This is a genomic window from Streptomyces sp. NPDC037290, from assembly GCF_055603245.1.
On the sequence record NZ_JBVJVZ010000043.1, the window covers coordinates 1 to 25,954 of the forward strand.

Annotated in this window: 30 protein-coding genes and 1 pseudogene; 22 read left to right on the forward strand and 9 right to left on the reverse strand. The window is 71.1% G+C overall.

Translation table 11 applies throughout. The features are described from left to right. The 6 genes and pseudogenes from ACZ7HQ_RS42615 to ACZ7HQ_RS42640 form a co-directional block, all read left to right on the forward strand. Positions 1-400, forward strand: a pseudogene (locus tag ACZ7HQ_RS42615) (hypothetical protein); the annotation flags it as partial. Positions 401-504: 104 nt separating this feature from the next. Further along, positions 505-1,095 carry a TlpA family protein disulfide reductase gene (locus ACZ7HQ_RS42620; RefSeq protein WP_471002260.1) on the forward strand — a complete coding sequence of 197 codons (591 nt, stop codon included), beginning with the start codon at positions 505-507 and terminating at the stop codon, positions 1,093-1,095. 10 nt (positions 1,096-1,105) lie between these two features. Next, positions 1,106-1,867, forward strand: coding sequence for a cytochrome c biogenesis CcdA family protein (locus ACZ7HQ_RS42625; RefSeq protein WP_471002343.1), 762 nt, complete (start codon positions 1,106-1,108; stop codon positions 1,865-1,867). A 3-nt stretch (positions 1,868-1,870) separates the two neighbouring features. Then, entirely contained in the window at positions 1,871-3,583 is a 1,713-nt protein-coding gene (gene resB, locus ACZ7HQ_RS42630; RefSeq protein ID WP_471002263.1) for a cytochrome c biogenesis protein ResB, read from the forward strand. Next, entirely contained in the window at positions 3,580-4,662 is a 1,083-nt protein-coding gene (gene ccsB, locus ACZ7HQ_RS42635) for a c-type cytochrome biogenesis protein CcsB (protein ID WP_471002266.1), read from the forward strand. Before resB ends, ccsB begins: the two co-directional genes overlap by 4 nt. A 25-nt stretch (positions 4,663-4,687) precedes the next feature. Beyond that, complete coding sequence (locus ACZ7HQ_RS42640; RefSeq protein WP_471002269.1) at positions 4,688-5,140, forward strand: SRPBCC family protein; 453 nt, start codon at positions 4,688-4,690, stop codon at positions 5,138-5,140. A 20-nt stretch (positions 5,141-5,160) separates the two neighbouring features. On the opposite strand, the gene ACZ7HQ_RS42645 is transcribed toward ACZ7HQ_RS42640, so the two are convergent. From ACZ7HQ_RS42645 to ACZ7HQ_RS42660, 4 genes are all read right to left on the reverse strand, one after another. Further along, positions 5,161-6,576, reverse strand: coding sequence for a condensation domain-containing protein (locus ACZ7HQ_RS42645; protein ID WP_471002272.1), 1,416 nt, complete (start codon positions 6,574-6,576; stop codon positions 5,161-5,163). A 166-nt stretch (positions 6,577-6,742) separates the two neighbouring features. Then, positions 6,743-7,708 (reverse strand): isopenicillin N synthase family dioxygenase, encoded by a 966-nt coding sequence (locus ACZ7HQ_RS42650; protein ID WP_471002275.1) that lies wholly within the window; start codon positions 7,706-7,708, stop codon positions 6,743-6,745. After that, positions 7,701-8,150, reverse strand: coding sequence for a nucleoside deaminase (locus ACZ7HQ_RS42655; protein WP_471002278.1), 450 nt, complete (start codon positions 8,148-8,150; stop codon positions 7,701-7,703). Before ACZ7HQ_RS42655 ends, ACZ7HQ_RS42650 begins: the two co-directional genes overlap by 8 nt. 112 nt (positions 8,151-8,262) lie before the next feature. Then, complete coding sequence (locus ACZ7HQ_RS42660; protein WP_471002280.1) at positions 8,263-9,237, reverse strand: quinone oxidoreductase family protein; 975 nt, start codon at positions 9,235-9,237, stop codon at positions 8,263-8,265. A gap of 117 nt (positions 9,238-9,354) precedes the next feature. Here ACZ7HQ_RS42660 and ACZ7HQ_RS42665 point away from each other — a divergent pair, with 117 nt between their 5' ends. Together ACZ7HQ_RS42665 and ACZ7HQ_RS42670 are read left to right on the forward strand one after the other, a co-directional pair. Further along, complete coding sequence (locus ACZ7HQ_RS42665) at positions 9,355-9,678, forward strand: ArsR/SmtB family transcription factor (RefSeq protein WP_471002283.1); 324 nt, start codon at positions 9,355-9,357, stop codon at positions 9,676-9,678. A gap of 246 nt (positions 9,679-9,924) precedes the next feature. Next, positions 9,925-10,881: a DMT family transporter gene (locus ACZ7HQ_RS42670; protein ID WP_471002286.1), complete on the forward strand. Its 957-nt coding sequence runs from the start codon at positions 9,925-9,927 to the stop codon at positions 10,879-10,881. Here the strand turns inward: ACZ7HQ_RS42670 and ACZ7HQ_RS42675 are convergent. Both ACZ7HQ_RS42675 and ACZ7HQ_RS42680 read right to left on the reverse strand, forming a co-directional pair. Further along, the gene (locus tag ACZ7HQ_RS42675; protein ID WP_471002289.1) at positions 10,769-11,659 is read right to left on the reverse strand and encodes a LysR family transcriptional regulator; all 891 of its coding nucleotides are present in this window, start codon (positions 11,657-11,659) and stop codon (positions 10,769-10,771) included. The two genes, ACZ7HQ_RS42670 and ACZ7HQ_RS42675, sit on opposite strands and share 113 nt — an antisense overlap. Then, positions 11,659-11,934 (reverse strand): PLD nuclease N-terminal domain-containing protein, encoded by a 276-nt coding sequence (locus ACZ7HQ_RS42680; RefSeq protein ID WP_471002292.1) that lies wholly within the window; start codon positions 11,932-11,934, stop codon positions 11,659-11,661. Before ACZ7HQ_RS42680 ends, ACZ7HQ_RS42675 begins: the two co-directional genes overlap by 1 nt. Before the next feature lie 112 nt (positions 11,935-12,046). Here ACZ7HQ_RS42680 and ACZ7HQ_RS42685 point away from each other — a divergent pair, with 112 nt between their 5' ends. Continuing rightward, positions 12,047-12,535 carry a DUF3515 family protein gene (locus ACZ7HQ_RS42685; protein WP_471002295.1) on the forward strand — a complete coding sequence of 163 codons (489 nt, stop codon included), beginning with the start codon at positions 12,047-12,049 and terminating at the stop codon, positions 12,533-12,535. Between the two features lie 7 nt (positions 12,536-12,542). Here the strand turns inward: ACZ7HQ_RS42685 and ACZ7HQ_RS42690 are convergent, their stop codons facing one another. After that, a complete protein-coding gene (locus ACZ7HQ_RS42690; RefSeq protein ID WP_471002298.1) occupies positions 12,543-13,109 on the reverse strand; it encodes a TlpA family protein disulfide reductase in 567 nt (188 codons plus the stop codon). A gap of 86 nt (positions 13,110-13,195) precedes the next feature. On the opposite strand from ACZ7HQ_RS42690, the gene ACZ7HQ_RS42695 reads away from it, so the two are divergent. The 9 genes from ACZ7HQ_RS42695 to ACZ7HQ_RS42735 all read left to right on the forward strand — a co-directional run bounded on the left by ACZ7HQ_RS42695 (position 13,196) and on the right by ACZ7HQ_RS42735 (position 20,280). Continuing rightward, a complete protein-coding gene (locus ACZ7HQ_RS42695) occupies positions 13,196-14,647 on the forward strand; it encodes a menaquinone biosynthesis decarboxylase (RefSeq protein WP_471002301.1) in 1,452 nt (483 codons plus the stop codon). Next, positions 14,644-15,546 carry a menaquinone biosynthesis prenyltransferase MqnP gene (gene mqnP / locus ACZ7HQ_RS42700; RefSeq protein ID WP_471002304.1) on the forward strand — a complete coding sequence of 301 codons (903 nt, stop codon included), beginning with the start codon at positions 14,644-14,646 and terminating at the stop codon, positions 15,544-15,546. The genes ACZ7HQ_RS42695 and mqnP overlap by 4 nt, the downstream gene beginning before the upstream one ends. Positions 15,547-15,625: 79 nt before the next feature. Further along, positions 15,626-16,273: a UbiX family flavin prenyltransferase gene (locus ACZ7HQ_RS42705; protein ID WP_471002307.1), complete on the forward strand. Its 648-nt coding sequence runs from the start codon at positions 15,626-15,628 to the stop codon at positions 16,271-16,273. A 76-nt stretch (positions 16,274-16,349) separates the two neighbouring features. Next, the gene (locus ACZ7HQ_RS42710) at positions 16,350-16,805 is read left to right on the forward strand and encodes an Lrp/AsnC family transcriptional regulator (protein WP_471002310.1); all 456 of its coding nucleotides are present in this window, start codon (positions 16,350-16,352) and stop codon (positions 16,803-16,805) included. Positions 16,806-16,847: 42 nt separating this feature from the next. Beyond that, entirely contained in the window at positions 16,848-18,011 is a 1,164-nt protein-coding gene (gene mqnE / locus ACZ7HQ_RS42715; protein WP_471002313.1) for an aminofutalosine synthase MqnE, read from the forward strand. 26 nt (positions 18,012-18,037) lie between these two features. Further along, entirely contained in the window at positions 18,038-18,697 is a 660-nt protein-coding gene (locus ACZ7HQ_RS42720; protein WP_471002316.1) for a UdgX family uracil-DNA binding protein, read from the forward strand. A 16-nt stretch (positions 18,698-18,713) separates the two neighbouring features. Next, positions 18,714-19,238 carry a GNAT family N-acetyltransferase gene (locus ACZ7HQ_RS42725; RefSeq protein WP_471002319.1) on the forward strand — a complete coding sequence of 175 codons (525 nt, stop codon included), beginning with the start codon at positions 18,714-18,716 and terminating at the stop codon, positions 19,236-19,238. A 75-nt stretch (positions 19,239-19,313) separates the two neighbouring features. Next, the gene (locus ACZ7HQ_RS42730; protein WP_471002346.1) at positions 19,314-19,622 is read left to right on the forward strand and encodes a DUF4229 domain-containing protein; all 309 of its coding nucleotides are present in this window, start codon (positions 19,314-19,316) and stop codon (positions 19,620-19,622) included. Between the two features lie 10 nt (positions 19,623-19,632). After that, a complete protein-coding gene (locus ACZ7HQ_RS42735) occupies positions 19,633-20,280 on the forward strand; it encodes a TetR/AcrR family transcriptional regulator (protein WP_471002322.1) in 648 nt (215 codons plus the stop codon). A gap of 27 nt (positions 20,281-20,307) precedes the next feature. Here the strand turns inward: ACZ7HQ_RS42735 and ACZ7HQ_RS42740 are convergent, their stop codons facing one another. Further along, positions 20,308-21,135: a MaoC/PaaZ C-terminal domain-containing protein gene (locus tag ACZ7HQ_RS42740; protein WP_471002325.1), complete on the reverse strand. Its 828-nt coding sequence runs from the start codon at positions 21,133-21,135 to the stop codon at positions 20,308-20,310. Between the two features lie 251 nt (positions 21,136-21,386). Here ACZ7HQ_RS42740 and ACZ7HQ_RS42745 point away from each other — a divergent pair, with 251 nt between their 5' ends. Both ACZ7HQ_RS42745 and ACZ7HQ_RS42750 read left to right on the forward strand, forming a co-directional pair. Then, a complete protein-coding gene (locus ACZ7HQ_RS42745) occupies positions 21,387-23,330 on the forward strand; it encodes an AMP-dependent synthetase/ligase (protein WP_471002328.1) in 1,944 nt (647 codons plus the stop codon). 192 nt (positions 23,331-23,522) lie between these two features. Next, the gene (locus ACZ7HQ_RS42750; protein ID WP_471002331.1) at positions 23,523-24,434 is read left to right on the forward strand and encodes a LysR family transcriptional regulator; all 912 of its coding nucleotides are present in this window, start codon (positions 23,523-23,525) and stop codon (positions 24,432-24,434) included. On the opposite strand, the gene ACZ7HQ_RS42755 is transcribed toward ACZ7HQ_RS42750, so the two are convergent. Continuing rightward, positions 24,385-24,849: an ATP-binding protein gene (locus tag ACZ7HQ_RS42755; RefSeq protein WP_471002334.1), complete on the reverse strand. Its 465-nt coding sequence runs from the start codon at positions 24,847-24,849 to the stop codon at positions 24,385-24,387. The two genes, ACZ7HQ_RS42750 and ACZ7HQ_RS42755, sit on opposite strands and share 50 nt — an antisense overlap. 106 nt (positions 24,850-24,955) lie before the next feature. On the opposite strand from ACZ7HQ_RS42755, the gene ACZ7HQ_RS42760 reads away from it, so the two are divergent. Together ACZ7HQ_RS42760 and ACZ7HQ_RS42765 are read left to right on the forward strand one after the other, a co-directional pair. Then, the gene (locus tag ACZ7HQ_RS42760; protein WP_471002337.1) at positions 24,956-25,720 is read left to right on the forward strand and encodes a helix-turn-helix domain-containing protein; all 765 of its coding nucleotides are present in this window, start codon (positions 24,956-24,958) and stop codon (positions 25,718-25,720) included. Then, on the forward strand, positions 25,713-25,954 hold a 242-nt coding region (locus ACZ7HQ_RS42765; protein ID WP_471002340.1), incomplete at its 3' end, for a transposase. The genes ACZ7HQ_RS42760 and ACZ7HQ_RS42765, both read left to right, overlap by 8 nt.

The following is a 25,954-nucleotide window of genomic DNA, read 5'->3' on the forward strand; positions in this document are numbered from 1 at the left end:
CCCCGGGCGTTCCTTCGAGGTGCTCTCGATGGACTACAACATGCTCGCCAACCAGTCCGTGAACTCCACCAAGGCGCCCGCCTACAACTACCCGGGCTGGCGCAAGCAGTCCGCGCAGGCCTACATAGCGGGCTTCCAGCGGGCATACGAGACAAACCGGGCGCCGTTCTTCATAGGCAACCACTTCGAGCACTGGAACGGTGGCATCTACATGGACTCCGTCGAGGAGGCCTTCAAGCACATCGCGCGCGAGAAGGAGAAGGGCGCGGACGTACGGCTGGTCTCCTTCCGGCAGTTCGTCGACTGGATGGACGTGCAGAAGCCCGAGGTGCTCGCCAAGCTGCGCACGCTGGAGGTCGGGCAGCGGCCCGCCGCCGGCTGGAAGCAGTTCCTCGCCTGAGCGTGGTGCCGGAAATGTCCCGTGTAAATACGCCCTGAAATGCGGTTTTCCGCCCGGCAGGGGGGTGCGCGAGAGCCCCGGAAACGGCATGCGAAACTTTTCACATGAGTACCCGTAGCCGCGCCGTCCTGCTCAGCGCCGTGGCCGCCGCGCTGGCCCTGACCCTGTCCGCGTGCGGCAAGGGCGGCACCTCCGGCGGCGGTGGCAACACCAACTTCGTCACCGGCAACAACGGCGTCGACACCGTCGCCCAGGGCAAGCGCGCCACGGCCCCGGACCTGTCCGGCAGGACCATCGACGGCAAGACCCTCGACGTGGCCGCCTACAAGGGCCAGGTCGTCGTCGTCAACGTCTGGGGCTCGTGGTGCGGACCCTGCCGCGAGGAGGCCCAGTACTTCGCCAAGGTGTCGAAGCAGTACGAGGGCAAGGGCGTGCAGTTCGTCGGCATCAACACCCGGGACACCAGCACCACACCGGCGGTCGCCTTCGAGAAGGAGCACGGGATCGGCTACCCGAGCCTGTACGACCCCTCGGGCAAGCTGATGCTCCGCTTCCCGAAGGGCACCCTCAACCCGCAGCTGATCCCCTCCACGCTCGTCATCGACAAGCACGGGAAGGTCGCCGCGCGGGCCCTGGAGGCGCTCGACGACACCTCCCTGCTGAAGATGCTCAAGCCGGTCCTCGCGGAGAAGTGACGTGAGCGCGATGCTGACGCTGGCCGCGGCGGGCCAGAACCTGACCGTGCGCAACGGCGCCCTGCTGGTCGCCCTGCCGGTCGCCCTGCTGGGCGGGCTCGTCTCCTTCTTCTCGCCCTGCGTGCTGCCGCTGGTCCCCGGCTACCTGTCCTATGTGACCGGGGTGGCCGGCACCGATCTGGCCGACGCCCGGCGCGGGCGCATGGCGACCGGAGCGGCCCTGTTCGTCCTCGGCTTCACCGTCGTCTTCGTCTCCGGCGGAGCCCTGTTCGGCTTCTTCGGGTCGACGCTGCAGGAGTACAAGGACACCCTGTCCAAGGTGCTGGGCGTGCTCATGATCCTGATGGGCGTGTTCTTCATGGGGCTGATGCCCTGGCTCACCCAGCGCGAGTTCCGCTTCCACCAGCGGCCGGCCACCGGTCTGGTCGGCGCGCCCCTCCTGGGCGCCCTCTTCGGGATCGGGTGGACGCCCTGCATCGGCCCGACGCTCGCCTCCGTCGTCGCCCTCTCCTCCCAGCAGGCGAGTGCCGGCCGGGGCGCGATACTGACCGTCGCCTACTGCATCGGCCTCGGTGTCCCCTTCGTTCTCACCGCCGTCGCCTTCCGCAAGGCCCTCGGCGCGTTCGGCTGGGTCAAGCGCCACTACGTCTGGGTGATGCGCATCGGCGGCACGATGATGATCGCGACCGGTGCGCTGCTGCTGACCGGCGCCTGGGACAGTCTGGTGCAGCAGATGCAGACCTGGTCCGACGGCTTCACTGTGGGGATCTGATCGATGAGTACGACCGACACCGACAAGAGCCGCGACCAGGAGGACCGGGAGGATCTCGGCGCGGCCGGCTCCCAGCTGTCCACCGCCCCGGCGGAGGAGCTCTCCGTCGCGCCCGGCCTCGGCGTCATCGGCTGGGCCCGCTGGTTCTGGCGGCAGCTGACCTCCATGCGGGTCGCGCTGCTGCTGCTCCTGCTGCTCTCGCTCGGCGCGATCCCCGGCTCGCTGATCCCGCAGAGCGGCGCCGACCTCAACAAGGTCGACGACTTCCGCAAGGCCCACAAGACGCTCGCGCCGGTCTACGACAAGCTCGGCCTCTTCCACGTCTACAGCTCGGTGTGGTTCTCCGCGGTCTACATCCTGCTGTTCGTCTCCCTCATCGGCTGCATCGTCCCGCGCACCTGGCAGTTCGTCGGCCAGCTGCGCGGCCGGCCGCCGGGTGCGCCCAAGCGGCTGACCCGGCTGCCCGCCTACACCACCTGGCGCACCACGGCCGACCCCGAGCAGGTCCGCGAAGCCGCGCTCACCCTGCTGAAGAAGCGCCGCTTCCGCGCCCATGTCGCCGGTGACGCCGTCGCCGCCGAGAAGGGCTACCTGCGCGAGCTGGGCAACCTGGCCTTCCACATCGCCCTGATCGTGCTGCTGATCGCCTTCGCCTGCGGCCAGCTGTACAAGTCCGACGGCACCAAGCTGGTCGTCGAGGGCGGCGGCTTCGCCAACTCGCTGCCGCAGTACGACGACTTCAAGTCCGGCAGCCTGTTCCAGAACGACGACCTCGTGCCGTTCAGCTTCGACCTGAAGGACTTCAAGGGCACCTACGAGGTCTCCGGCCCGAACAGGGGCACGCCGCGCACCTTCGAGGCGAGGATCGCCTACAGCGAGGGCGCGTACGGCAAGGAGCGGTCGACCACCATCAAGGTCAACCAGCCGCTGCACATCGGCGACTCCAAGGTCTACCTCGTCAGCCACGGCTACGCGCCCGTCATCACCGTCCGCGACGGCAAGGGCGACGTCGTCTACCACGACGCCGTACCGCTGCTGCCGCTCGACGGCAACGTCACCTCCAACGGTGTGGTGAAGGTGCTGGACGGCTACCGGAACCCGCAGGGCACCTCGGAACAGCTCGGCTTCCAGGCCTTCTTCGTGCCGACCTTCGACCCGAAGAGCGGCACGATGCTCTCGCAGTTCCCGGCGCTGGTGAACCCGCTGCTCGCGGTGAACGCCTACCACGGCGACCTCGGCAGCGTGAACGCGGGCATCCCGCAGAGCGTGTACCAGCTGGACAAGACGCACATGAAGGCGTTCAAGGACAGCAAGGGCCAGCTGCTGAAGAAACTGCTGCAGCCGGGCGACACGCTCACGCTGCCGAACGGCGCGGGGTCCATCACCTTCGAGAAGGACATCAAGGAATGGGCCGGCTTCGAGATCGTCCAGGAGCCCGGCAGCGGCTGGGCGCTCGGCGGTGCCCTGACCGCGATCTTCGGTCTGGCCGCGTCCCTGTTCATCCAGCGGCGCCGGGTGTGGGTGCGCGCGGTGCGCGGCGCCGACGGCGTGACGGTCGTCGAGATGGCCGGGCTCGGCCGCAGCGAGTCCGCCAAGGTGCCCGAGGAGCTGGGCGACCTCGCCGGAATCCTCTACGACCAGGCGCCGGGGGCACCCGACCCCGACGACGACTCCAACGAACCTCCCGTCGTACCTGCCGAAGGGGCTGAGAAGTGACTCTCGCCGGCGCAACCAACGAACACCTCGCGAGCATCAGCAACACGCTGATCTACTCGTCGATGGCCGTCTACACCCTGGCCTTCTTCGCGTACATCGCCGAGTGGCTCTTCGGCAGCCGCAGCAAGGTGGCCCGTACGGCCGCCGCGCTGACCGCCGGGACCACGGCGAAGGCGAGCGGGCCCGCCGTCACGGTCAAGCAGGCCGGCGGCACCGCCGTGCTGGAGCGGCCCAAGGTCGTCGTCCGCTCGGCGTCCGGCGCCCGCGACGTGCCGGACGGGCCCGGCGCGCACGGCGGGGACGCGCAGGGCGACCTGTACGGCCGTGTCGCCGTCTCGCTCACCGTGCTCGCGTTCCTGGTGGAGCTGGCCGGTGTCGTCTGCCGCGCGGCCTCCGTGCAGCGGGCGCCGTGGGGCAACATGTACGAGTTCAACATCACCTTCTCCACGGTGGCCGTCGGTGTGTACCTCGCGCTGCTGGCGCTGCGGAAGAACGTGCGCTGGCTCGGTCTGTTCCTCATCACGACGGTCCTGCTCGACCTGGGCCTCGCGGTCACCGTCCTCTACACGGCGAGCGACCAGCTGGTGCCGGCCCTGCACTCGTACTGGCTGTACATCCACGTCTCCACCGCGATCTTCTGCGGCGCGGTGTTCTACGTCGGCGCGGTCGCCACGATCCTGTACCTGTTCAAGGACTCGTACGAGAACAAGCTGCAGACCGGCGGCAAGCCGGGTGCCTTCGCGACCTCGGTGCTGGAGCGCCTGCCCGCCTCCGCCTCGCTCGACAAGTTCGCCTACCGGGTCAACGCGGCCGTCTTCCCGCTGTGGACGTTCACGATCATCGCGGGCGCGATCTGGGCGGGCGACGCCTGGGGCCGCTACTGGAACTGGGACCCGAAGGAGACCTGGTCCTTCATCACCTGGGTCGCCTACGCCTGCTACCTGCACGCCCGCGCGACGGCCGGCTGGAAGGGGCGCAAGGCCGCCTACCTGGCGATGATCGCCTTCGGCTGCTGGCTGTTCAACTACTACGGCGTCAACATCTTCGTCAGCGGAAAGCACTCCTACGCGGGCGTGTGAGCGACGGGTCGCCCACACTGGTGTCATGAGCGGTTCCATCGAACAGGGCATCAGTCAGACCCACGGGAACACGCACATACTCCACTTCGTGGTGCGGATCCCGCGGCCCATGGAGGACGTCTGGTCGGCGGTGGCCACCCCCGAGGGGCTCGGGGGCTGGTTCACCGCCGTCGACGTGCTGGAACCCCGGCTCGAGGGCGCGGTGACCCTGCGTGACGTGGGTACGGGGCGGGTCACCGCGTGGGACGTGGACCGGGTCGCCGAGTACACCGTCGGGGACGGCGGCCGGATCCGGTTCCACCTGGAGCGGGGCGGGGAGGACAACTGCGTGCTGCGGTTCACCCATGAGTTCCAGGGCGAGCGGGAGTCGGAGGCCGGCTGGCGCACCCGATTCGAACAGCTGATCGCACGCCTGGAGGCGTCCCGGACCCGCCCGGGGCGGGAACCCATGGAGCCCCTCCCCGGCCAGTTCACCTAGGACGGCGGCGGACGTCCGGGTCAGGACACCGCCGACAGGCTCCCGTGGGCCACCGAGGCGATGTGGTCGCGCAGCCGCTCCACGTACAGCCGCAGGTTCTTCGCCGCGACGTCGGTGTCCGGATACCGGCTCGCCAGCCACAGCCCCTCGTGCAGCCGGTTCACCCACACGCACACCTGATCGCCGTACGACACCCGCAGCAGCGCGTGCGCCCGCTGCTCCGCCCAGCGCTCGGCGCCGGGGACGGTCCGGGTGTCGACGTAGGAGACGATCGAGTACAGGTCCGGTGAGGTCGGCCGGAAGTCCGCGCCGAGCAGGCGCAGCACCCGGGCCAGCGGCATCCGGGCCAGCGACCGGTTGGCCTGCAGCTCGGCGCGTACCGCCCGCAGGGTGTCGGGGAAGCCCGCCGCACAGCCGACCGGGACCTCGATGGGGGCGCCGCCCACGTACCAGCCCACCGAGTCGTTCCAGCGCGACTTCACCCGGGTGTGGAACGGCACCACGGTCCGGTACACCGACTGCCCGCCCAGCTCGTGCACGATCAGCCCGGTGGCGGCCAGCAGACCGACCATGCTGCCGCCGTACGGCCTGCAGTACGCCTCGAACGCCGCCGCCTCGGCCGCGTCCGCCAGCGGCTCGCACAGCATCCGCTGCCTCGGCAGCGGGCCGCCCGGCACCAGGCCGAGGTCGACCGGGAAGCCCGGCAGCATGCCGTCGCAGCGCTGGATGAACTCGCGCCAGCGGCCGACTGCCGCGTGTCGGCCGTCGATGCCGTCCGCGTCGGCCCGCTCGATCTCGCAGAAGTCGACGTAGCTGGCGGCCGGCGCCAGGGAGCCGGGCTCGGTGCCGGCCAGGGCCGCCGTGTACAGCTCGTGGATCTCGGCGGCGATGCGGGTCAGGGAGTAGGCGTCGACGTTGCTGTGGTCGAAGGCCATGTACACGCTGGCGCCGTCGTCCCGTACGACCGCCGTGTAGATCAGGTTGGGCCAGCGCAGCGCGTCCGCGACGGAGTCGAAACGGTCCTGGAGGTGCCGGACCAGCTCGTCCGCGTCGTCGAAGTCGCCCGCCTCCTCCCGGTGCAGGGACACGTCCGCGGCGTCCAGCGTGAACCGGCGCAGCTCGTTCCCCGAGGGGCCGGCCCAGCGGAAGCCGCTGCGCAGCGTCTCGTGCCGCACCGTCCAGACGCGCAGTGCCTCCTGCAGCGCGTCGAGGTCGACCGGGCCCGGCAGGTCGAAGGCGGTGCCCAGCCAGGTCGGCACGAACAGCCCGTCCTCCCGGACGCTCCGGGCCGTCCTGATGTGCGACTCCTGGATGTAGGCGGGCGGCCGGGAGTCCTCCGGCAGTGCCGTCGCCGCCGCCACGGTCGCCGGGCTCAGAGTCCACTCGACGAGCCGTCCCGGCCGGACCTCGCAGCGCTGGATGTCAGTGATTCGCACGCGTCTCCTATCGGCAAAAAAAGGGGGGCCCTGAAGACGGGCCCCCTGGAAGGCAATGCCGTGGGACGCGGCCGGGACATGCCCGCCCGGTTCATTTCAACGGATCGGGTGGCAGGCCGAACGCGGAAGTGAATAACCGACGGTGACGGAAGGGGCAGGGGTGGGGTCAGCCGACGGTGATCGAGTCGAGCTTCTCGCGCAGGTACACGTGCGAGTCGACCGGCGGATACGCCACTCGGCCGAGCGGCGCCGGCACGGACTCCACCCGGGTGCCCGGGGTGCACTCGCCGAAGTACACGAGCGACATCAGCTCCTCGGCGGGCGCGTCGAGCGGCGGCGGCAGCACCCGGTGCCGCCCGGACCGCCACCGGTCACCGGTCCAGCGGGCCAGCAGGTCCCCGACGTTGACGGTGAAGGCGTCCGGGTCGTACGGCGCGTCCTCCCAGCCCCCCGCGTCGGTGTGGATCTGCAGCCCGCCCTTTCCGGCCTGCCGGTCGAGGATGGTCACGGTCCCGAAGTCGGTGTGCGGCCCGATCCGGAACTGCCCCGGCAGCGGCTCGCCGACCACCTCCGTGCCCGGATACCAGTTGATGTTGAAGCCGTACGTCGGATGGTCCATGTGCCGCGAGAAGAAGTCGCGCTCCAGCCCCAGCGCGTGGCCCAGCAGCGTCAGCAGCTCCTTCTCCAGGCCGGCCATCCTCGCCAGGTACCGCTCGCAGAGCGTCCGGAGCTCGGGCACCTCGGCCGGCCACACGTTGGGCGCGTACCACTCCGCGTTGACGACGGGGTCCTCGAAGGGCTCGTCCGTCGCGAAGGTCAGCGACTCCTTCAGGTCGGGCGGGGTCTCGGTGCCCTCCGCGTACCCGTTGGCCTCGGCGCCGGGCCCGAGCCAGCCCCGGCCGCCGACCTTCGCCTCGTACGCCCGCTTGACCTCGGTGGGCAGCAGGAAGAACGCGCGCGCGGCTGCCCGCACCCCCGCCCGCAGCCCGGGCTCCACCCCGTGCCCGGTGACCAGCAGGAACCCGGCGGTACCGAGCGCCTGGTCGACGGTCCGGGCCAGGGCGGCGCGGGCCTGCTCGTCACCGTCGAGCCAGGGCCGCAGGTCGATGGTGGGAACGCGCGCGCTAGTCACCGATGTCCTCGTTCCACAGGTCCGGGTTGTCCTTGACGAAGTCCGTCATCAGGGCCACGCACGCGGGGTCGTCGAGCAGGACGATCTCCACGCCGTGTGCGGCGAGCCAGTCGTGGCCGCCGTGGAAGGTGGTGGCCTCGCCGATCACCACCCGGGAGATGCCGAACTGGCGGACCAGGCCGCTGCAGTACCAGCACGGGGAGAGCGTGGTGACCATGGTCGTGCCGCGGTACGTGCGCCGCCGTCCCGCCGCGCGGAAGGCGGCCGTCTCCGCGTGCGCCGAGGGGTCGTCGTCCTGGACCCGGCGGTTGTGGCCGCGGCCGAGGAGGGTGCCGTCGGGGGCGTGGAGCGCGGCGCCGATCGGGATCCCGCCCTCGGCCAGCCCGGCCCGGGCCTCGTCGAGGGCGGTGGCGAGCCAGGCCCGGGCCTGTCGTTCGTCCATGCCCTCACTGTGCTGCGCGGGCGGGCCCGGGGCAACGGGGCGTGGGAGCGCCGGGGCGCCACCGCCCGCCGGACCGGACGACCGGACCGGACGACCGGAACGTGAGGGCCGGTCAGTCGGCGACCCGCAGCAGCAGCTTCCCCGTGCTCGACCGTCCCCCCATCAGCCGGTGTGCCTCCACCGCGTCCGCCAGGGGGAACTCGGCCGTCACCGGCAGCGTCACCGTCCCGTCGGCCGCCTTCGCGAACGCCTGCTGCGACAGCCGGCGCAGCGCGTCCGGTGCCGTCCTCGCCAGGGTCAGGACGGAGAAGCCGGACACGGAGACGCCGAGCGGGTACAGCTCCTGCTGGCCCACGTTCCACGGCTCGGCGCCGCTCGCGTTGCCGAAGGAGACCAGGCGCCCGAAGACGGCCAGCGAGGCCAGTCCGGCGCGCAGGGTGTCGCCGCCGACGGGGTCCAGCACCAGATCGGCGCCCCGCCCCCCGGTCGCCTCGCGCACCTCCTCCCGGAAGGCGCCGACGAACACCTCGTCGTACCCGTGGTCCTTGGCGTGGGCGGCCTTCGCGGCCGAGGACACCACGCCGTACACCGCCCCGGCGCCCGCCGCGCGCGCCAGTTGGCCGACGGCCGTGCCGACGCCGCCCGCCGCGCCCTGTACGAGGACCGCCTCGCCGGGCTGGAGCCGGCCGACGGTGTGGACCAGGGCGTACGCCGAGGGCAGGACCGTCGGCAGGGTCGCGGCGGTGCGCAGGTCCAGGCCGGCCGGGACCGGGAAGACGGTCGTCGCCTCTGCGATCACCACCTCCGCGTACGCGCCGCCCTCGGTGAGCGCCATCACCTCCTGGCCGACGGCCAGGTCCGTGACGCCGGCGCCGAGCGCGCGGACGCGGCCGGAGACCTCCAGGCCGGGGACGTGGGGGAGCGCGGGCACCCGGTAGCCCTCCGAACGGGCCTTCAGGTCGGCGAAGTTCACACCGGTGTAGGCCACGTCGATGCTCACCTGCCCGGGGCCCGGCTCCGGCACCTCGGCCGTCACCACCTCCAGCACCTCGGGACCGCCGTACTCCTGGAACTCCACCGCGCGCATGCCGCACCCCCGGCTCTACTCGACCGTGCTCGATTGTTCAATCAAAAGCGAACACTCGCCACTGTATGGTTTTCATCGAACACTCGGCAAGCGGAACACGGCAGCGAGGAGGGCAGCATGGCCGCCACCGGTCACCGGGCCGCCCCGGAGCACACCCACCCCGACGACGTGCCCGTGCAGACCGCCCTCGCCGCCCTCGCCGACCCCGTGCGGATCACCCTCGTGCGGGAGCTGGCCGGATCGGCCGACTGGAGCCGCAGCTGCGGCAGCTTCGACGTGCCGGTGGGCAAGGCGGCCCTCAGCCACCACTTCGCGGTGCTGCGCGGCGCCGGGCTGGTGGAGCAGCGCGACGAGGGCCCCAGGCGGGTCAACCGGCTGCGCCGGGCGGAGTTCGACGCCCGCTTCCCGGGGCTGCTGGAGCTGGTCCTGCGGGGCGAATGACCGGCTCGGCCGCGGGGATCGGGGGGGGGGGGGGGGGGGGGGGGGGGGGGGAGGGGGGGGGGGGGGGGGGGGGGGGGAGGGGGGGGGAGAGGGGGGGTGGGGGGGGGGGGGCAGGGGGTTGGGGCTTCGTCCCTGAGACGAACCCCCCCCCCCCCCCCCCCCGCCTCCCCCCCCCCCCCCCCCCCCCCCCCCCCCCCCCGCACCAGCCCGTGGATCGGCGCACGGCCCGGCCCTACCGTCGTCGCCATGACCACGGACCTCAAGGGCACCGCCCAGCTGACCACCGCCATGATGCTCTCCGGCACCCTCGGCGTCTTCGTCGTCGAGTCGGGAGCCTCACCCTTCGACGTCGTCTTCTTCCGCGTCCTGTTCGGCGCCCTCGCACTCGGCGGCTACGTCGCCGCGCGCGGATGGCTGCGCGACCACGGCTTCACCCCGCGCACCCTGGGACTGGCCGTGCTCGGCGGGGTGTTCATCGTCTTCAACTGGGTGCTGCTCTTCCAGTCGTACGAGAACACGTCTATCTCGGTCGCCACGGTCGTCTACCACACCCAGCCGTTCTACGTGGTCCTCCTCGGCGCCCTGCTGTTCCGCGAACGGCTCACCGCCGCCAAGGTGGGCTGGATCGGCGTGGCCTTCGCCGGGCTGATCCTGGTCTCGGGCGTCACACCCGGCGACTTCGCGAGCGGCGGGACCTATCTGACCGGCATCGGCCAGGCCCTGCTGGCCGCTCTGCTCTACGGCCTGTCCACGCTGGTCACCAAGCGGATCACCGGGGTGCGCCCGCATCTGATCGCCCTCGTCCAGGTGCTGGTCGGCATCCCGCTGCTGCTGCCCTTCGCGGACTTCGGCGCCATGCGCGGCACCGGCTGGGGCTGGGGCTGGCTCGCCGGACTCGGCCTGATCCACACCGGCGTGATGTACGTCCTCATGTACGCCGCGTACGCCAAGCTGCCGACGTCCAAGATCGCCGTCCTGGCCTTCGTCTACCCGGCCGTGGCGATGCTGATGGACTGGGCGGTCTACGGCCACCACATCGGGCTCGTCCAGGCGCTGGGCGTCCCGCTGATCGTGACGGCCAGTCTGAAGGTCACCCTGGCCCGTCCTGCTCGGCGACCAGCTTCCGAGCCCGCTCCACGAACAGCCGCGCATGCGCCGGAAGCCGCTTCCCGGCCCGCCACGCCAGCTGCGTGCGAAGCGTGAACGGCGGCTCCCAGCCGAGCCGTACGAGAGAACCCTCCGCGAGTTCGGCGGCGACCGTCACCTCGGGCAGCAGCGCGACCCCGAGGCCGGCCGCCGCCGCGCGCTTGGTGGCCTCGATCGTGCCGAACTCCATGAACTCCACCGGCTTCAGCGCGGTCAGCTCCCGCTCGAACAGATCGCGGTACGCACAGCCCGGCTCGGTGGCCAGCAGCGGCTGCTCCGTCAGGTCGGCCGTGGCGAGTGCCGCCCCGGCCAGGGCGTGCCCGGGCGCCGCGACCAGCGCCAGCGGCTCCACCGCCAGCACGGCGCTCTCCAGCCCCGGGTGCTCGGTCGCCTCCTCCATCAGGAACCCGACGTCGTACGTGCCCTGACGCAGCGCCTGCCGGGTCTCGTCGCCGATGGTGGTGCGCAGCGCCAGGCGCACCCTGGGGTGGCGGTGGTGGAAGTACTCCAGCAGCGGCGGCAGCCGGTAGGAGGTCAGGGACTCCATCGTGCCGACGGTCAGGGTGCCGGACGGCTCCTCCGGCTCGACCACCACCGCCCGGGCCTCCTCGGTCAGTTCGATGATCTGCCGGGCGTACGGCAGCAGCCGCTCGCCGGCCTCGGTGAGCCGGATCCGGCTGCCGAGCCGGTCGAACAGCTCCACGCCGAGGGAGGACTCCAGGGTCCGGATCTGACCGGTCACACTGGACTGCGCGTACGACAGGTCGGCCGCGGCCCGGGTGAAGCTCAGCACCGTGGCGACCTTCTCGAAGGTGACGAGCAACCGGAGTTCCATCAGGTGTCCCGGTCGTCCTTGCCGAGGGACTCGAGGAACTCGGGGTTGTCGTCGGGCGCGACCCAGGCGGGTGCGGAGCCGGCCCGGGCCTGCCGCACCCGGCCGGTGATCAGCCAGGCGACCGGTCCGACCAGCACCTCCCCGAAGAGCAGGATGATGATCACCCACGCCACCTTCGGCAGATGCCGCACCTCGTCCTCGGGGGTGTTCAGACAGTCCACGAAGGCGTGGATCCACAGGGCCAGGACCAGCAGGAAGGGCAGATACCTGAGCATGGTGTGCGATCTCCCGACGAAGTGAGACAGCCCCGGTGACCGGGCCAGAGTAGCGGGTGGCCATGATGGATGCTCCATGATCGCTGCCCGGTGACCGGGGGGAGACACCGCGATGAGGACGATGCCGCGCAGGAGACGGGCGGCGGCCGGCGTGGCCGCCGGGGGCCTGGCCCTCGCCGGGCTGCTGGTCGCCCGGGAGCTGGCCTCGCCGGTGTACGGCATGCGCCAGCCCCCGCTCGCGACGGACCCGGCGTGCGCGCGGATCGCCGCGCACTACCCGGACCGCCTGGACGGCGACCGGCGCGACCGGGTCAGCTACGAGGGGCTCGCGGCCTGGGGCCACGGCCGGGTGCGACTGCGCTGCGGCCTCAACCCGCCCGCCCCGACCAGGGATCCGTGCATCGCCGTGAACGGCGTGGACTGGGTGCTGCGCGAGACCGCCGCGCGCGAGGGACACGACCTCCTCGTCACCTACGGCCGCCGGCCCGCCGTCGAGGTGACGCTCTCGGCCTCGCTGCGGCAGACCGATGCGGTGCTGGAGGAGCTGAGCCGGCTGGTCGCACCGGTGCGGCAGGGCGACCACTGCCTGGACGCCCACTGAGCCACGTTCAGCGCGCGCCGTTCGCCTTCTCGGCGAGCAGCGGACGCGTGATCGTGCGCACGTCCGCCTCCGTGAGCCTGACCAGACCCTGCGCGGCGATCTTCCCGTTCCGGTCGATGAACAGCGTGTACGGCAGCGCCTGCCCCAGGTACTTCCCGGGCAGCCGGTGGACGAGCTGCCGGCTGCCGGGGTCGTACAGGCTCGGGTAGGCCAGGTGGTGATCGCTCGCGAACGCCCGGCCCTGGGACCGGTCGGCGTCGGTGTCCACCCCCAGCACCTGGACGCCCTTGGCCGCCAAGTTCCGCTGGGCCTTGGAGAGTTCCGGTGCCTCGGCACGGCAGGGGCCGCACCAGGAGGCCCAGACGTTGAGGACGACGACCTTGCCCCGGTAGCCGGACAGGCGTATCCGGCCGCCGTCGAGCGCGGTGCCGGCGAGATCGGGGGCGGCCTCACGGTCGGCGGCCCGGATGCGGATCACCGGGGACGCGGCGGAGCCGTCCGTGTCCTGCTGGGGCGTGCACGCGGCGAGGGCGAGCAGCGGGACCAGAAGCGGTGACACGCGACGACGTCTCATGATCGCCGAGTATCCCAGCCGCGCCGCACCCGTCGGGGCAGGGGTCGGCGCGGGGACAAAGCGGTCGGTCGGCGATACTTGACCGCATGGCTTACGACGATCTTCGCTCCCTGCTGCGGGCGCTGGAGCGCGAGGGTGACCTCAAGCGCATCAAGGCCGAGGTCGACCCGTATCTGGAAGTCGGGGAGATCGTCGACCGGGTGCAGAAGTCCGGCGGTCCGGCCCTGCTCTTCGAGAACGTGAAGGGCTCGGCGATGCCCCTCGCGATGAACGTCTTCGGCACCGACCGGCGGCTGCTGAAGTCGCTGGGCCTGAAGTCGTACGGCGAGATCTCCGAGAAGATCGGCGGCCTGCTGCGGCCCGAGCTGCCGCACGGCTTCGTCGGTGTGCGCGAGGCCTTCGGCAAGCTCGGCGCGATGACGCACGTGCCGCCGAAGAAGGTCAGGGAGGCTCCCGTGCAGGAGGTCGTCCTGCACGGCGACGAGGTGGACCTGGAACAGCTCCCGGCCCTCTTCACCTGGCCCAAGGACGGCGGCTCCTTCTTCAACCTGGGTCTCACCCACACCAAGGACCCCGAGACCGGCATCCGGAACCTCGGCCTGTACCGGCTGCAGCGCCACGACCGGCGCACCATCGGCATGCACTGGCAGATCCACAAGGACAGCCGCAACCACTACCAGGTGGCGGCGCGAAGGGGCGAGCGGCTGCCCGTCGCCATCGCCTTCGGCTGCCCCCCGGCCGTCACCTACGCCTCCACCGCCCCGCTCCCCGGCGACATCGACGAGTACCTCTTCGCCGGGTTCATCGCGGGCAAGCGGATCGAGATGGTCGACTGCAAGACGGTCCCGCTGCAGGTGCCGGCCAACGCCGAGGTCGTCCTGGAGGGCTGGCTGGAGCCGGGCGAGATGCTGCCCGAGGGCCCCTTCGGCGACCACACCGGCTTCTACACCCCGCAGGAGCCGTTCCCCGCGCTGAGGATCGACTGCGTGACCATGCGCAGGCGCCCGCTGCTGCAGTCGATCGTCGTGGGCCGCCCGCCCACGGAGGACGGCCCGCTGGGCAGGGCGACGGAGCGGTTCTTCCTGCCCCTGCTCAAGATCATCGTCCCGGACATCGTGGACTACCACCTGCCCGAGGCCGGTGGCTTCCACAACTGTGCGATCGTCTCGATCGACAAGAAGTACCCGAAGCACGCGCAGAAGGTGATGCACGCGATCTGGGGGGCGCACATGATGTCCCTGACCAAACTGATCGTGGTCGTGGACTCCGACTGTGACGTGCACGATCTGCACGAGGTCGCCTGGCGGGCCCTCGGCAACACCGACTACGCCCGTGACCTCACGGTCGTCGAAGGCCCCGTCGACCACCTCGACCACGCCTCCTACCAGCAGTTCTGGGGCGGCAAGGCGGGCATCGACGCGACGAAGAAGTGGCCCGAGGAGGGCTACACCCGGGACGGGGGCTGGCCGGACATGGTCCTCTCCGACCCCGATACGGCGGCCCTGGTGGACCGCCGCTGGAAGGAGTACGGCCTGTGAGCAGCGCCTCCGCAGCGATCCCCCGGCCGGGACGCACGAAAGCCTTCCTGCGCCTGGTGATGATCGAGCACTCGGTCTTCGCGCTGCCCTTCGCCTACATCGCCTCCCTCACGGCGATGTACGCGTGGGACGAGAACATCCACTGGGCCCGGCTGCTGCTGGTCACCGTCTGCATGGTGGGCCTGCGCACGTTCGCGATGGCGGTCAACCGGATCATCGACCGTGAGATCGACGCCCGTAACCCGCGCACGGCCCACCGGGAACTCGTCACCGGCGCGATGTCGGTGAAGCACGCCTGGACCGGCGCCCTGATCGCCCTGGTGATCTTCCTGGGGGCGGCGGCCCTGCTGAACCCGCTGTGCCTGGCCCTGGCCCCCATCGCGGTGATCCCGATGGTGGTCTACCCCTACGGGAAGCGGTTCACCAACTTCCCCCAGGCCATCCTCGGCCTCGCCCAGGCCATGGGCCCCATCGGCGGCTGGCTCGCGATCTCCGGCTCCTGGAGCTGGGACGCGGTGATCCTCGGCCTCGCCGTCGGCGTCTGGATCGGCGGCTTCGACCTGATCTACGCCTGCCAGGACGTCGAGACCGACCGCGAGATCGGCGTCATGTCGGTCCCGGCCCGCTTCGGCATCCCCGCCGCGATCCGGGGCGCACGGGTCTGCCACGCGATCACGACGGCGCTGTTCGTCTGGTACGGCGCCGTCACCGGCGCGGGTGCCTTCTTCTGGCTGGGCCTCCTGATCGTCGCCGGTGCCTTCCTCTACGAACACCGCATCGTCCGCCCCCATGACCTGTCCCGCCTCAACAGGGCGTTCTTCTCGGTCAACGGCTTCATCGGCATTGCCCTGTTCGTGTGCGCCCTGCTTGATCTCCTGGTGCGCGGTCTGAGGATCTGACGAACCCCGCGCCACCCGGCCTGAGGCCTGCCCGACCCACCGGTACGCTCAAGGTGTGAACGCAGGAGAAACGCAGCGCGTGCCTTGGATCGTGGGGGTGTCCGGTGCTTCCGGGACGCCGTATGCGGCTGCCGTGCTGCGGGCGTTGCTGGAGGCGGGCGAGGCGGTGGACCTGGTGGTCAGCCGGGCCTCGCGGCTGACGCTGCTGGACGAGACGGGGATCTCGTTCCGGGACGCCCACTGGCGGGACGACCTGCGGGAATGGCTGGCCCGGGGCGCCGACGGCAAGCCCGGCACCTTCGACGTGGACGTCACCGGGGTGCGGTACTGGAGCGCGGGCGACCTCGCCGCCGGTCCGTCCTCGGGGTCGTACCCGGCGAAGGGGATGCTCATCGTGCCCGCCTCCACCGCCTGCGTGGCCGGTGTGGCGCTCGGGCTCTCCAAGGACCTGCTGCAGCGCGCGGCGAGCGTCACCCTGAAGGAGCGCCGGACGCTGGTCGTCTCGGTGCGGGAGACGCCGCTGAACGGGCAGACCCTGCGCCACCTGGTCGCCCTGGACGACGCCGGTGCCACCGTCGTACCGGCCTCTCCCGCCTTCTACGCGGGCGCCACCCACATCCAGGACCTGGTGGACTTCGTCGCCGGGCGGGTGCTGGACGCGGCCGGCGTCCGGCACGGCCTGTACCGGCGGTGGCGGGGTGAGCTGGGCGGCGGGCCGGCGGACTGACGGACCGGCCGTTCAGCCGGGCACGTCGTAGTACCTCTCATCTACTCGGAACTCTTCAGCGGAAGGCTTCGATCGCATGGACGCGGTGGACAGGCAGCTCATCCAGGCCCTGAGGGAGAACGGCCGGGCCTCGTACGCGGAGCTGGGACGCCTGGTCGGCCTGTCGGGCCCCAGCGTCACCGACCGCATCAACCGGCTGGAGGCGGCCGGTGTCATCACCGGCTACCGCGCCACGGTGGACTCGGCCTCGCTCGGTCTCGGCGTCACCGCGCTGATCGGCATCTCGCTCTCCGACGCCGCCGACCACGAGGACGTCGCCCAGCGGCTGCGGGACCTGCCGGAGATCGAGGACTGCTGGTTCATCGCCGGCGACGACTCCTACATGCTCAAGGTGCGCTCCTCGGACGTCGACGGCCTGGAGAAGACCATCCGGCGGCTCAGCGGGACCAAGGGCGTCTCCCGGACCCGTACCACCATCGTGCTGTCCACGAAGTGGGAGAACCGGGTCGGGGAGCTGCCCGAAGAGGTGTAGGGATACGGTGGGCCGTGCTGTCTCAGAAAGGTGCGTGTTGGCATGGACGTCGGGCTCAAGCGCGAGCTGGAGGAGAAGGTCCGCTCCGGTGAGCGGCTGACCCGCGAGGACGGCATCGCGCTGTACGAGTCGGACGACCTGGCGTGGCTCGGCGGCCTCGCGCACGAGGTGCGCACCCGCAAGAACGGTGACGTGGTCCACTTCAACGTCAACCGGCACCTCAACATGACCAACGTGTGCACGGCCTCCTGCGCCTACTGCTCCTTCCAGCGCAAGCCGGGCGAGAAGGACGCGTACACGATGCGCATCGAGGAGGCCGTCAGGCTGGCCAAGGCGATGGAGTCGGAGAACCTCACCGAGCTGCACATCGTCAACGGCCTGCACCCGAACCTGCCGTGGCGTTACTACCCCCGCTCCCTGCGCGAGCTGAAGGCCGCCCTGCCGAACGTCTCGCTCAAGGCCTTCACGGCGACCGAGATCCACCACTTCGAGACCATCTCCGGGCTGAGCGCGAGCGAGATCCTGGACGAGCTGATCGACGCGGGTCTGGAGTCCCTCACCGGCGGTGGCGCCGAGATCTTCGACTGGGAGGTCCGGCAGCACATCGTGGACCACCGGACCCACTGGGAGGACTGGTCCCGCATCCACCGCCTGGCGCACGAGAAGGGTCTGAAGACCCCGTGCACCATGCTCTACGGCCACATCGAGGAGCCGAGGCACAGGGTCGACCACGTCCTGCGGCTCCGCGAGCTGCAGGACGAGACGAACGGCTTCCAGGTCTTCATCCCGCTGCGCTACCAGCACGACTTCGTGGACATGAAGGACGGCAAGGTACGCAACACCCTCCAGGCCCGCACCCAGATGGCGACCGGCGCCGAGGCCCTGAAGACCTTCGCCGTCTCCCGGCTGCTCTTCGACAACGTCCCGCACGTGAAGGTCTTCTGGGTGATGCACGGCGTGCAGACCGCCCAGCTGGCCCTCCAGCACGGCGCGGACGACATGGACGGCTCGGTCGTCGAGTACAAGATCACGCACGACGCGGACAACTACGGCACGCCGAACAAGCTGACCCGCGACGACCTGCTGGACCTCATCCGTGACGCCGGCTTCCGCCCGGTGGAGCGGAACACGCGTTACGAGATCATCCGCGAGTACGACGGCCCCGACCCCCTGCGACGGGAGTCCCCCCAGCCGATGCGGGTGTGACTTTTCCGCGGGGGTACCCGGCACACATGGCTGTCACGAAGGCCCCCGAGGACGCCTATACGGCGGAGCCCTTCGTCCCGCAGGGCGCCGGTCTCACCGCCCTGCGCAAGGCCGCCGCGGACTGCCGTGGTTGCCCTCTGCACGAGAACGCCACCCAGACGGTGTTCGGCGCGGGCAACGCGCACGCGCGCGTGATGCTCGTCGGCGAGCAGCCCGGCGACCAGGAGGACCGGCAGGGCAGGCCGTTCGTCGGCCCCGCCGGCAAGCTCCTGGACCGCGCGCTCGCGGAGGCCGGCATCGACCCGGCGGAGGCCTACGTGACCAACGCCGTCAAGCACTTCAAGTTCACCCGGGCCGAGCCCCGCAAGCGCCGGATCCACAAGGCGCCCAGCCTGCGGGAGATGACCGCCTGCGGACCGTGGCTCGCGGCGGAGCTGGCGCTGGTCGAGCCCGAGCTGATCGTGGTGCTCGGGGCGACCGCCGGGAAGGCGCTGCTGGGGTCGTCGTTCCGGGTGGGCGAGGTACGCGGGACCGTACTGGAACGGGAGATCCACGGGCGGCCCGAGCGGCTGGTGCCGACCGTGCACCCGTCGTCGGTGCTACGGGCGCAGGACGACCAGGACAGGAAGGCCGCCTACGAGGGGCTCGTCGCCGATCTGAAGGTGGCTGCACGCGCGCTCGGGTAATAGGTACAGTACCCACATGCCGCTTACCTTCACCCTGGACCCCGCCATCACCCCGGCCCTGCGCGACGGCGTTCTCGACCTCTGGACGGACGTCTCCAACGCGGGCGGCGCCGTCGGCTTCGTACCGCCGGTGAGCCGCGAGGACGTCCGGCCGGAGCTGGTGCACCACTTCGTGGCCATGGCCGAGGGGCGGCACCGGCTGCTCGTCGGCTGCGACGAGACGGGCGAGCCGGCTGCGACCGCCTTCTTCTCCTTCAACACGCACCGGCTCCAGAAGCACTGGGTGTGGCTGTACACGGTGATGGTCCACCCGAGGCACCAGGGCAAGGGGTACGGCCGCGACCTGCTGGCGGCCGCCGCGGACGCGGCCCGCACCTTCGACGGCATCGACGCGATACGGCTGACCTGCCGCGGTGGCCTCGGCCTGGAGCGGTTCTACGGCTCCTGCGGCTACAAGGAGGTCGGCCGGGTGCCGGACGCCATCCGGGTGGCGCCCGGCGACGACCGGGACGACGTGATCATGCTGCTGCCCCTCGGCTGACCCCACTGCAAGATCCCCTGCCGGCCGTGCTTCACTGGACGATGACCCCTTTTGGAATCGGACGACTGGATTGAGATGCTCCGCTACACGCTGATGCGCCTCGGCGTCTTCGCCGGCTGCCTCGTCGTCGTCTGGGGAGCCGTCTACTCCGGCGTCTTCCCGCGCGGCTTCGGCGACTCCAACTTCCTGTGGGTGCTGCTGCTCTCGCTGGTGCTGTCGGCGCCGATCAGCTGGGTGGTGCTGCGCAGGGAGCGGGAACGGGCCTCGGTGCAGATCGTGAACAAGGTCGACCGGATGAAGGCCAACCTGGAGGCCAACCGCAGCCAGGAGGACGTCGCGGACGACACCGCGCGGGCGCAGGGCGGAGCAGCCGCTTCCAACTAGGCTTGCCCCCATGGGTGGGGTGAGGTCCAGACGGATGCCGAGGGCGGTCCGTGAGCAGCAGATGCTCGACGCTGCCGTACAGATCTTCGGCCGACGCGGCTACATGGCCGCATCCATGGACGAGATAGCCGAACTCGCGGGTGTCTCCAAGCCCTTGGTCTACCTGTATCTCAACTCCAAGGAAGACCTCTTCACGGCCTGTATCCGCCGTGAGGCCACCGCCCTCACGGCGGCCGTCCGCGCCGGAGTCCGCCCGGAGCTGCCCGCCGACCGTCAGCTGTGGGACGGGCTCCAGGCCTTCTTCGCGTACACCGCCGAGCACCCCGACGCCTGGTCGGTGCTGCACCTGCAGGCCCGAACGCACGGCGATCCCTTCGAGGCCGAGGTCGCCGCGATGCGCGAGGAGATCGTCGCGTTCGTGACCCGGCTGGTCGCCGTCGCCGCGCGAGAGGCCCACCGGGATCCCGACCTGGCCGAGCACGAGGTCGCGGGCCTCGCCGAGGCACTGGTCGGCGCCGCGGAATCGCTGGCCGCGTGGGCCAACGTCACGCCGGGCATCACCGCCCGGCAGGCGGCGGCCACCTTGATGAACTTCGCCTGGTCGGGACTGGGCAACCTGATGCGGGGGCGTCCCTGGGTTCCGCCGGCCGAGGCCTAGCGCCGCAAGGGCTCTCGCCGGCGGCGCTCAGCCTAGGGCCCGCACTTCCCCGGCGAGATGCAACCGCCCCTCACCGCCCCGCAACTCGAAACGGCCGGAGGCGTCCGCGCCGTAGGTCACCGTCCCCGGGAGCAGCAGCGGCGCCAGGAACCGGGCCCGGACCTCGGCCCGGTCGGGGACCTCGTGGGCGGCCAGGCAGCGGGCGAGTGTCCACATGCCGTGCGCGACGGCCCGCGGGAAGCCGAAGAGGCGGGCGGTGAGCGGGTGCAGGTGAATGGGGTTGCGGTCGCCGGACACGGCGCCGTACCGCCGGCCGGCGTCCCCGGCGAGCCGCCACTCGGCGACGGCGGGCAGCGGGGTGTCCCGCCGGGCCGCCTCCGGTGCCGCGGGGCTGTCGGTGCGATGCCGCGCGAGGTACCTGCTCCGCGACTCCCAGACGACCTCCCCGTCGGCCCGCACCCTGGTGACCACCGTGGCTTCGGTGCCGCGCCGGTGCGGGGCCAGGCCCTCGATCCGGACGGCGAGTTCGTACGCCCCGCTCGCCGGCAGCGAGGTGTGCCGGGTGATCTCGATCGACGTGTGGACGAGGCCCAGCAGGGGCAGCGGAAAGGCCCGGTCGCTCATCAGCCGCATGGCCGGCGGGAAACCGAGGACGTGCGGGTAGGTGACCGGGAGGGCGCTGTCACCGGTGGGAAAGCCGCACACCCGCTCATAGGCGGTCAGCCGGTCCCGGTCGGCCCGCACGCCGGACAGCACCAGCCGCTCTCGCGGGAAGTCCGCCTCGGGAGAAGGCCGTCTGAAGGGCGAGCGCAGCGCGCCGCGGGCCAGCAGCAAGCTCAGTTCGCGGTCTGCCATGTCCTGCCCCCACTGCTTACTCCGGAGTAAGGTTACCGCCGGTAAGACTACGCCAAGCGGGAGTGATCCAGCTAACGTGAGGCCCTGTCACATAACCCGCGAGGCTGCACACCCCCGGCTCCGGACCATCCCCGAACCCGCACAACCCCCTCACGGCGGGCCCGTACGATCACCTCCCTAACCAGCGGTAACCCCTTTCTCCGTATCCATGGGGGACCACTGCAGGTGCACGCATGCCAGAGGAGCCGCCCGTGTCCACACCCTTCCCGAACACCCCCGCCTCCTCCGGCGCCCCCGTCTCCGCCGTCGACTACGACGGCCGTCCCGTCCTCGTGGAGCCCTGGGTCCAGCGCCTGGACGGCGCGGTGCGGGAGGTGTCCGTGCCGCCGTTCGCGGCCCCGGTGAAACACGGCTCCCTCGGCGACCTGCCCTTCGACAACGCCGAAGCCGCCCCCGCCGCGATCGTGCTCAGCCGCCGGCTCCCCGACGGCCGCTGGACGGACATGACGGCCGCTCACTTCGCCGAGCAGGTGCTCGCGGTGGCCAAGGGACTGATCGCCGAGGGGCTGGTGCCGGGCGACCGTATCGCCGTCATGGCCCGTACGACCTACGAGTGGACGCTCCTCGACTTCGCCGCCTGGGCCGCCGGCCTGGTCACCGTGCCGATCTACCCGACCTCCTCGGTCTTCCAGACCCGCTGGATCCTGCACGACTCCGGTGCGGTCGCCCTGATCACCGAGACCGCCGCCCAGGCCTCCGCCGTCGGCCCCGAACTCCAGCACCTGCCCGACCTGCGCCACCTGTGGGTGATGGACAAGGACCACGTCACCCGGCTCGCCGAGGCCGGTGTGCAGGTGCCGGACGCCGAGATCGCCGTACGGCGCGGCATGCTGGGCCCCGACACCCTCGCCACGCTCATCTACACCTCCGGCACCACCGGCCGCCCCAAGGGCTGCGCCCTCTCGCACGGCAACTTCTTCGCCGAGGTCGACAACGCCGTCGAACTGCTCCACCCCGTCTTCAAGGCCCAGGGCGAGGAACCGTCGGTCCTGCTCTTCCTGCCGATGTCCCACGTCTTCGGGCGCATGGTGGCCATCGCCTGCGTCCGGGCCCGGGTACGGCTCGGCCACGCCCCGAGCCTGGCCGCCGAGGACCTGCTGCCGGACCTCGCCGCCTTCCGGCCGACCTGTCTGCTGACGATCCCGTACATGCTGGAGAAGGTCTACAACTCGGCCCGCGCGAACGCCGAGTCCGGCGGCCGGGTCGCGGTCTTCGACCGGGCCGCCGCCGTCGCCCGGCGCTACGGCGAGGCGCTGGAGGCCCGGCAGACCGGCACCGGCAGCGGCCCGAGCCGCTCCCTGAAGACGGCCCGCACCTTCTACGACCCGCTCGTCTACCGCAAGATCCGGGCCGCGATGGGCGGTCGCGTCCGGTACGCCATCTGCGGCGGCTCCCCGCTCGGCCGTCGCCTCGCCGCGTTCTACGCCGGCGCCGGCATCGAGATCTTCGAGGGCTACGGCCTGACGGAGACCACCGGCGCCACGACCGTCACCCCACCCCTCAAACCCCGCCTGGGCACGGTGGGCTGGCCCCTTCCCGGCACCCGCGTGCGCATCGCGGCCGACGGTGAGATCCTCGTCGCCGGCGACCACGTCCTGCGCGGCTACTGGGACCCGCGGGCCGGCGGAGTCGTCCCCGCGACGAGGGACGGCTGGCTGGCCACCGGCGACATAGGCGAACTGGACGACGAGGGCTACCTCACCATCACCGGCCGCAAGAAGGAACTGCTGATCACGGCGGGCGGCAAGTCGGTGGCCCCGGCCCCGCTGGAGAACTGGCTGCGCCAGCACCCGCTGATCTCCCAGGTGATGCTGGTCGGTGACGGCCGGCCGTACGTCGCCGCCCTGATCACCCTCGACCCCGACGGCATCACGCACTGGCGGCAGATGATCGGCAAGCACCCGGTGCCACCGGAACTCCTCCAGGGCGACCCGGAGCTGGAGGCCGTCCTGCAGCGCGCGCTCGACGAGGCCAACAAGCTGGTGTCCCGCCCCGAGTCCATCCGCCGCTTCGCCGTGCTCCCCGTGGACTTCACCGAGGAGGCCGGCCATCTGACCCCGTCGATGAAACTGCGCCGCGAGCAGATCATGGCCGACTTCGCCGGTGAGGTGGAGGGGCTGTACGCCGGGCGGTGAACTCGCCCAACGGACGCCGGGAGGAGGGTCGGCACCCGCTCCGCGCAGATCCCGCGTCGTCCGGACTCGGCGAGGGCAGGGAGCGGGTTGCCGCCTGGGTCGGTCGCGGCCCACCCACGATCCTCGTACGGCGGCTGACCCACAGTCAATCCTTGGATTTCCTTCGAACACCCAAGTGCTAGCTTGGGTGTTGTGACCCTGGACGACCTCCGTGTGTTCGTGTCCGTGTGCCGCGCCGGCAGCCTCAGCTCCGTCGCGCGGGACCTCGGCTGCACCCAGTCCGCCGTGAGCCAGCACGTGAAGCGGCTGGAGCGGGAGACGGGGGTCGCGCTGCTGGAACGGCAGCCGCGGGGCGTGGTCCCCACCCAGGCCGGCCGGATCCTGGAAGCGGCGGCGGCCGAGGGCATATCCGGCCTCGACCTCGCCGTACGGCAACTGCGCGACCTCGTCGACGGTCACAGCGGACACGTCCGCGTCGCCACCGGCGCCACCACCGTCCGGCACTTCATGTCCGACGCGGTGGTCGCCTTCCGCCGCCGGCACCCCGAGGTCAACCTGGAGTTCCGCACGGTCAGTTCCGGCCGCGGCACCTTCGACGCCCTGGCCGACGGCACCCTCGACCTGGCGTGGATCACCGTCGGCCCCCGGGTCCGCGGCATCGAGCAGCGGACGGTCGCCGAACTGCCCTGGCTGCTCGCCCTCCCCGCCGACGATCCGCTGGCGGGGCGTGAGGACCTCGACCCCGCGGAACTGGCCGGCGTACGCCTCATCCGGCTCCCCCCGAACTCCACCTCCGCCGCCCACCTCGACGCGGCCTGCGCCGAGCTGGGCGTGCGGTTCGCCTACGACACGAGCGTCGCCGACTGGGACACGGCACTGCTGCTGGCGGAGCTGGGAGCGGGGCGCGCGGTGGTTCCCGCCGTACCGGGCCTTCCCGTACCGGGCCCTCCCGGACCGGGTCTTTCCGGACCGGGCGGGGGCGGTCTGCGGCTCGTCCCGCTGCGGGGCCTGCGCCCCCTGCCCGTCGGCTGGGCCGTCCGCCGCTGGGACGCCCTCAGCCCTCCGGCCCGGGCCTTCGCCGACACGGTCGCCGCCGCCCGCTGAGCGAGAGCTCCGCCCAGACCGTCTTGCCGACGGTGCGCGGCGCCACGCCCCAGCGGGTCGACAGCACGAGTACGACCACGAGTCCGCGGCCGTGCTCGTCGTCCGGCCCGCCGGTCAGGAACCGCAGCTCCTTGTCTCCCTGGGCGTCACTCACCTCGATACGCAAGGTGTCCCTCTCGGGCAGCAGCCGCAGCCGCAGCTCGAAGTCCCGGCCCGGCACCCGGCCGTGGGTGACGGCGTTCGCCGCCAGCTCGGCGACGAGGAGCTGGGCGGTGCGGTTCGGGTCGCTGTCGTGCGGGTATCCCCAGGCGTCGAGCTGGTGGGCGGTGAGACGCCGGGCCAGCCGGGCACCGAGAGGGGTGGCGCTGAGCCGTTGGGTGAGCTCAGGTGCGGGGGTGGAGATTTCCAGATTCACGTGACAGGGCGTGGTCACTTCTCCCTACTCTGACCAGGGGAATCCCGGCGACTGTGCGTAGTCGTACGGGTGCGGTCGGTTCGCGTACGAGCAGTCGGAGGGTGGAGTGACGGAGGAGCGGGAGCGGCGGCCGGAGACGCCTGCGGAGGTCAACGGGGCGGTGGGAGTCTTCGTCGTACTGGGCAAGCAGCTGAAGTTGCTCAGGGAGCGGGCGGGGCTCAATCAGCGGGAGTTCGGCGACCTTGTGGGGTACGGACCTGATCAGATCTCGGCCATGGAGAGGGGGGTGCGAACGCCGAGGCCGGAGTTCTTGCTGAAGGCGGACGAGATCCTCCATGCGGAGGGGTTGTTCAAGGAGGTCATCCCGCAGGTCGAGGAGGCGATGAGCAGGGCGCGGACCCGGCATCCGGAGTGGTATCGGGGTTATGCCGAGTTGGAAGCGGAGGCCGTCGAGCTGCACCACTACAACAACCACGCCGTGCAGGGCTTGCTTCAGACCGAGGCACACGCACGAGTCGTTTTCGCCAAGCGGCGACCGTTCTTGAATGAGGAGATGATCGAGAAGCGGGTCGCGGACCGGCTTTCTCGGCAGCAGGTCTTCGAACGTTGGCCAGCGCCGATCGTCAGCTACGTGCTGGAAGAGGTCGTACTGGATCGGCCGATCGGCGGGCGGCGCGTGCACGCGGAGCAGCTTCGGCGTCTGCTGCTCGTCGGGGGGATGCAGAACGTCGAGATCCAGGTCATGCCGACCGGCCTTGAGGAACACCCCAATCTGGACAGCGCCTTCAACTTGCTGACTCCTAATACTCCAGCAGCGGTTCGTGTCCTGAGCTGGCAGTTGCCGTTGTCCTGGTATGGAGGGGATGGCTGAAGTCGCGGTCTGGGCTGCTGAGTTGGAGTTGGTGTTCGCGCGGGTGGCGGGCAGGTTCGGCCGGGCGGATCTGCGGTGGCGGATGCGGGATTATGTCCGTGGTCTGCTGGGGCGGGCGACGCGCAAGAACGGCTGGCAACTCGCGGAATGGGCGGGTCACCGCACTCCGGATGGCTTCCAGCGACTGCTGAACAGCAGCGTCTGGGACGCGGACGCCTTGCGTGACGACGTCCG

Excerpts from the sequence above, each read along its gene's own strand:
- ACZ7HQ_RS42620 (WP_471002260.1), top strand. The coding sequence starts at position 505 with ATGAGTACCCGTAGCCGCGCCGTCCTGCTCAGCGCCGTGGCCGCCGCG.
- ACZ7HQ_RS42625 (WP_471002343.1), top strand. The coding sequence starts at position 1,106 with ATGCTGACGCTGGCCGCGGCGGGCCAGAACCTGACCGTGCGCAACGGC.
- resB (WP_471002263.1), top strand. The coding sequence starts at position 1,871 with ATGAGTACGACCGACACCGACAAGAGCCGCGACCAGGAGGACCGGGAG.
- ACZ7HQ_RS42640 (WP_471002269.1), top strand. The coding sequence starts at position 4,688 with ATGAGCGGTTCCATCGAACAGGGCATCAGTCAGACCCACGGGAACACG.
- ACZ7HQ_RS42655 (WP_471002278.1), bottom strand. The coding sequence starts at position 8,150 with ATGGACGAACGACAGGCCCGGGCCTGGCTCGCCACCGCCCTCGACGAG.
- ACZ7HQ_RS42660 (WP_471002280.1), bottom strand. The coding sequence starts at position 9,237 with ATGCGCGCGGTGGAGTTCCAGGAGTACGGCGGTCCCGAGGTGCTGGAG.
- ACZ7HQ_RS42665 (WP_471002283.1), top strand. The coding sequence starts at position 9,355 with ATGGCCGCCACCGGTCACCGGGCCGCCCCGGAGCACACCCACCCCGAC.
- ACZ7HQ_RS42670 (WP_471002286.1), top strand. The coding sequence starts at position 9,925 with ATGACCACGGACCTCAAGGGCACCGCCCAGCTGACCACCGCCATGATG.
- ACZ7HQ_RS42675 (WP_471002289.1), bottom strand. The coding sequence starts at position 11,659 with ATGGAACTCCGGTTGCTCGTCACCTTCGAGAAGGTCGCCACGGTGCTG.
- ACZ7HQ_RS42680 (WP_471002292.1), bottom strand. The coding sequence starts at position 11,934 with ATGCTCAGGTATCTGCCCTTCCTGCTGGTCCTGGCCCTGTGGATCCAC.
- ACZ7HQ_RS42685 (WP_471002295.1), top strand. The coding sequence starts at position 12,047 with ATGAGGACGATGCCGCGCAGGAGACGGGCGGCGGCCGGCGTGGCCGCC.
- ACZ7HQ_RS42690 (WP_471002298.1), bottom strand. The coding sequence starts at position 13,109 with ATGAGACGTCGTCGCGTGTCACCGCTTCTGGTCCCGCTGCTCGCCCTC.
- ACZ7HQ_RS42695 (WP_471002301.1), top strand. The coding sequence starts at position 13,196 with ATGGCTTACGACGATCTTCGCTCCCTGCTGCGGGCGCTGGAGCGCGAG.
- ACZ7HQ_RS42710 (WP_471002310.1), top strand. The coding sequence starts at position 16,350 with ATGGACGCGGTGGACAGGCAGCTCATCCAGGCCCTGAGGGAGAACGGC.
- mqnE (WP_471002313.1), top strand. The coding sequence starts at position 16,848 with ATGGACGTCGGGCTCAAGCGCGAGCTGGAGGAGAAGGTCCGCTCCGGT.
- ACZ7HQ_RS42720 (WP_471002316.1), top strand. The coding sequence starts at position 18,038 with ATGGCTGTCACGAAGGCCCCCGAGGACGCCTATACGGCGGAGCCCTTC.
- ACZ7HQ_RS42725 (WP_471002319.1), top strand. The coding sequence starts at position 18,714 with ATGCCGCTTACCTTCACCCTGGACCCCGCCATCACCCCGGCCCTGCGC.
- ACZ7HQ_RS42730 (WP_471002346.1), top strand. The coding sequence starts at position 19,314 with ATGCTCCGCTACACGCTGATGCGCCTCGGCGTCTTCGCCGGCTGCCTC.
- ACZ7HQ_RS42735 (WP_471002322.1), top strand. The coding sequence starts at position 19,633 with ATGGGTGGGGTGAGGTCCAGACGGATGCCGAGGGCGGTCCGTGAGCAG.
- ACZ7HQ_RS42740 (WP_471002325.1), bottom strand. The coding sequence starts at position 21,135 with ATGGCAGACCGCGAACTGAGCTTGCTGCTGGCCCGCGGCGCGCTGCGC.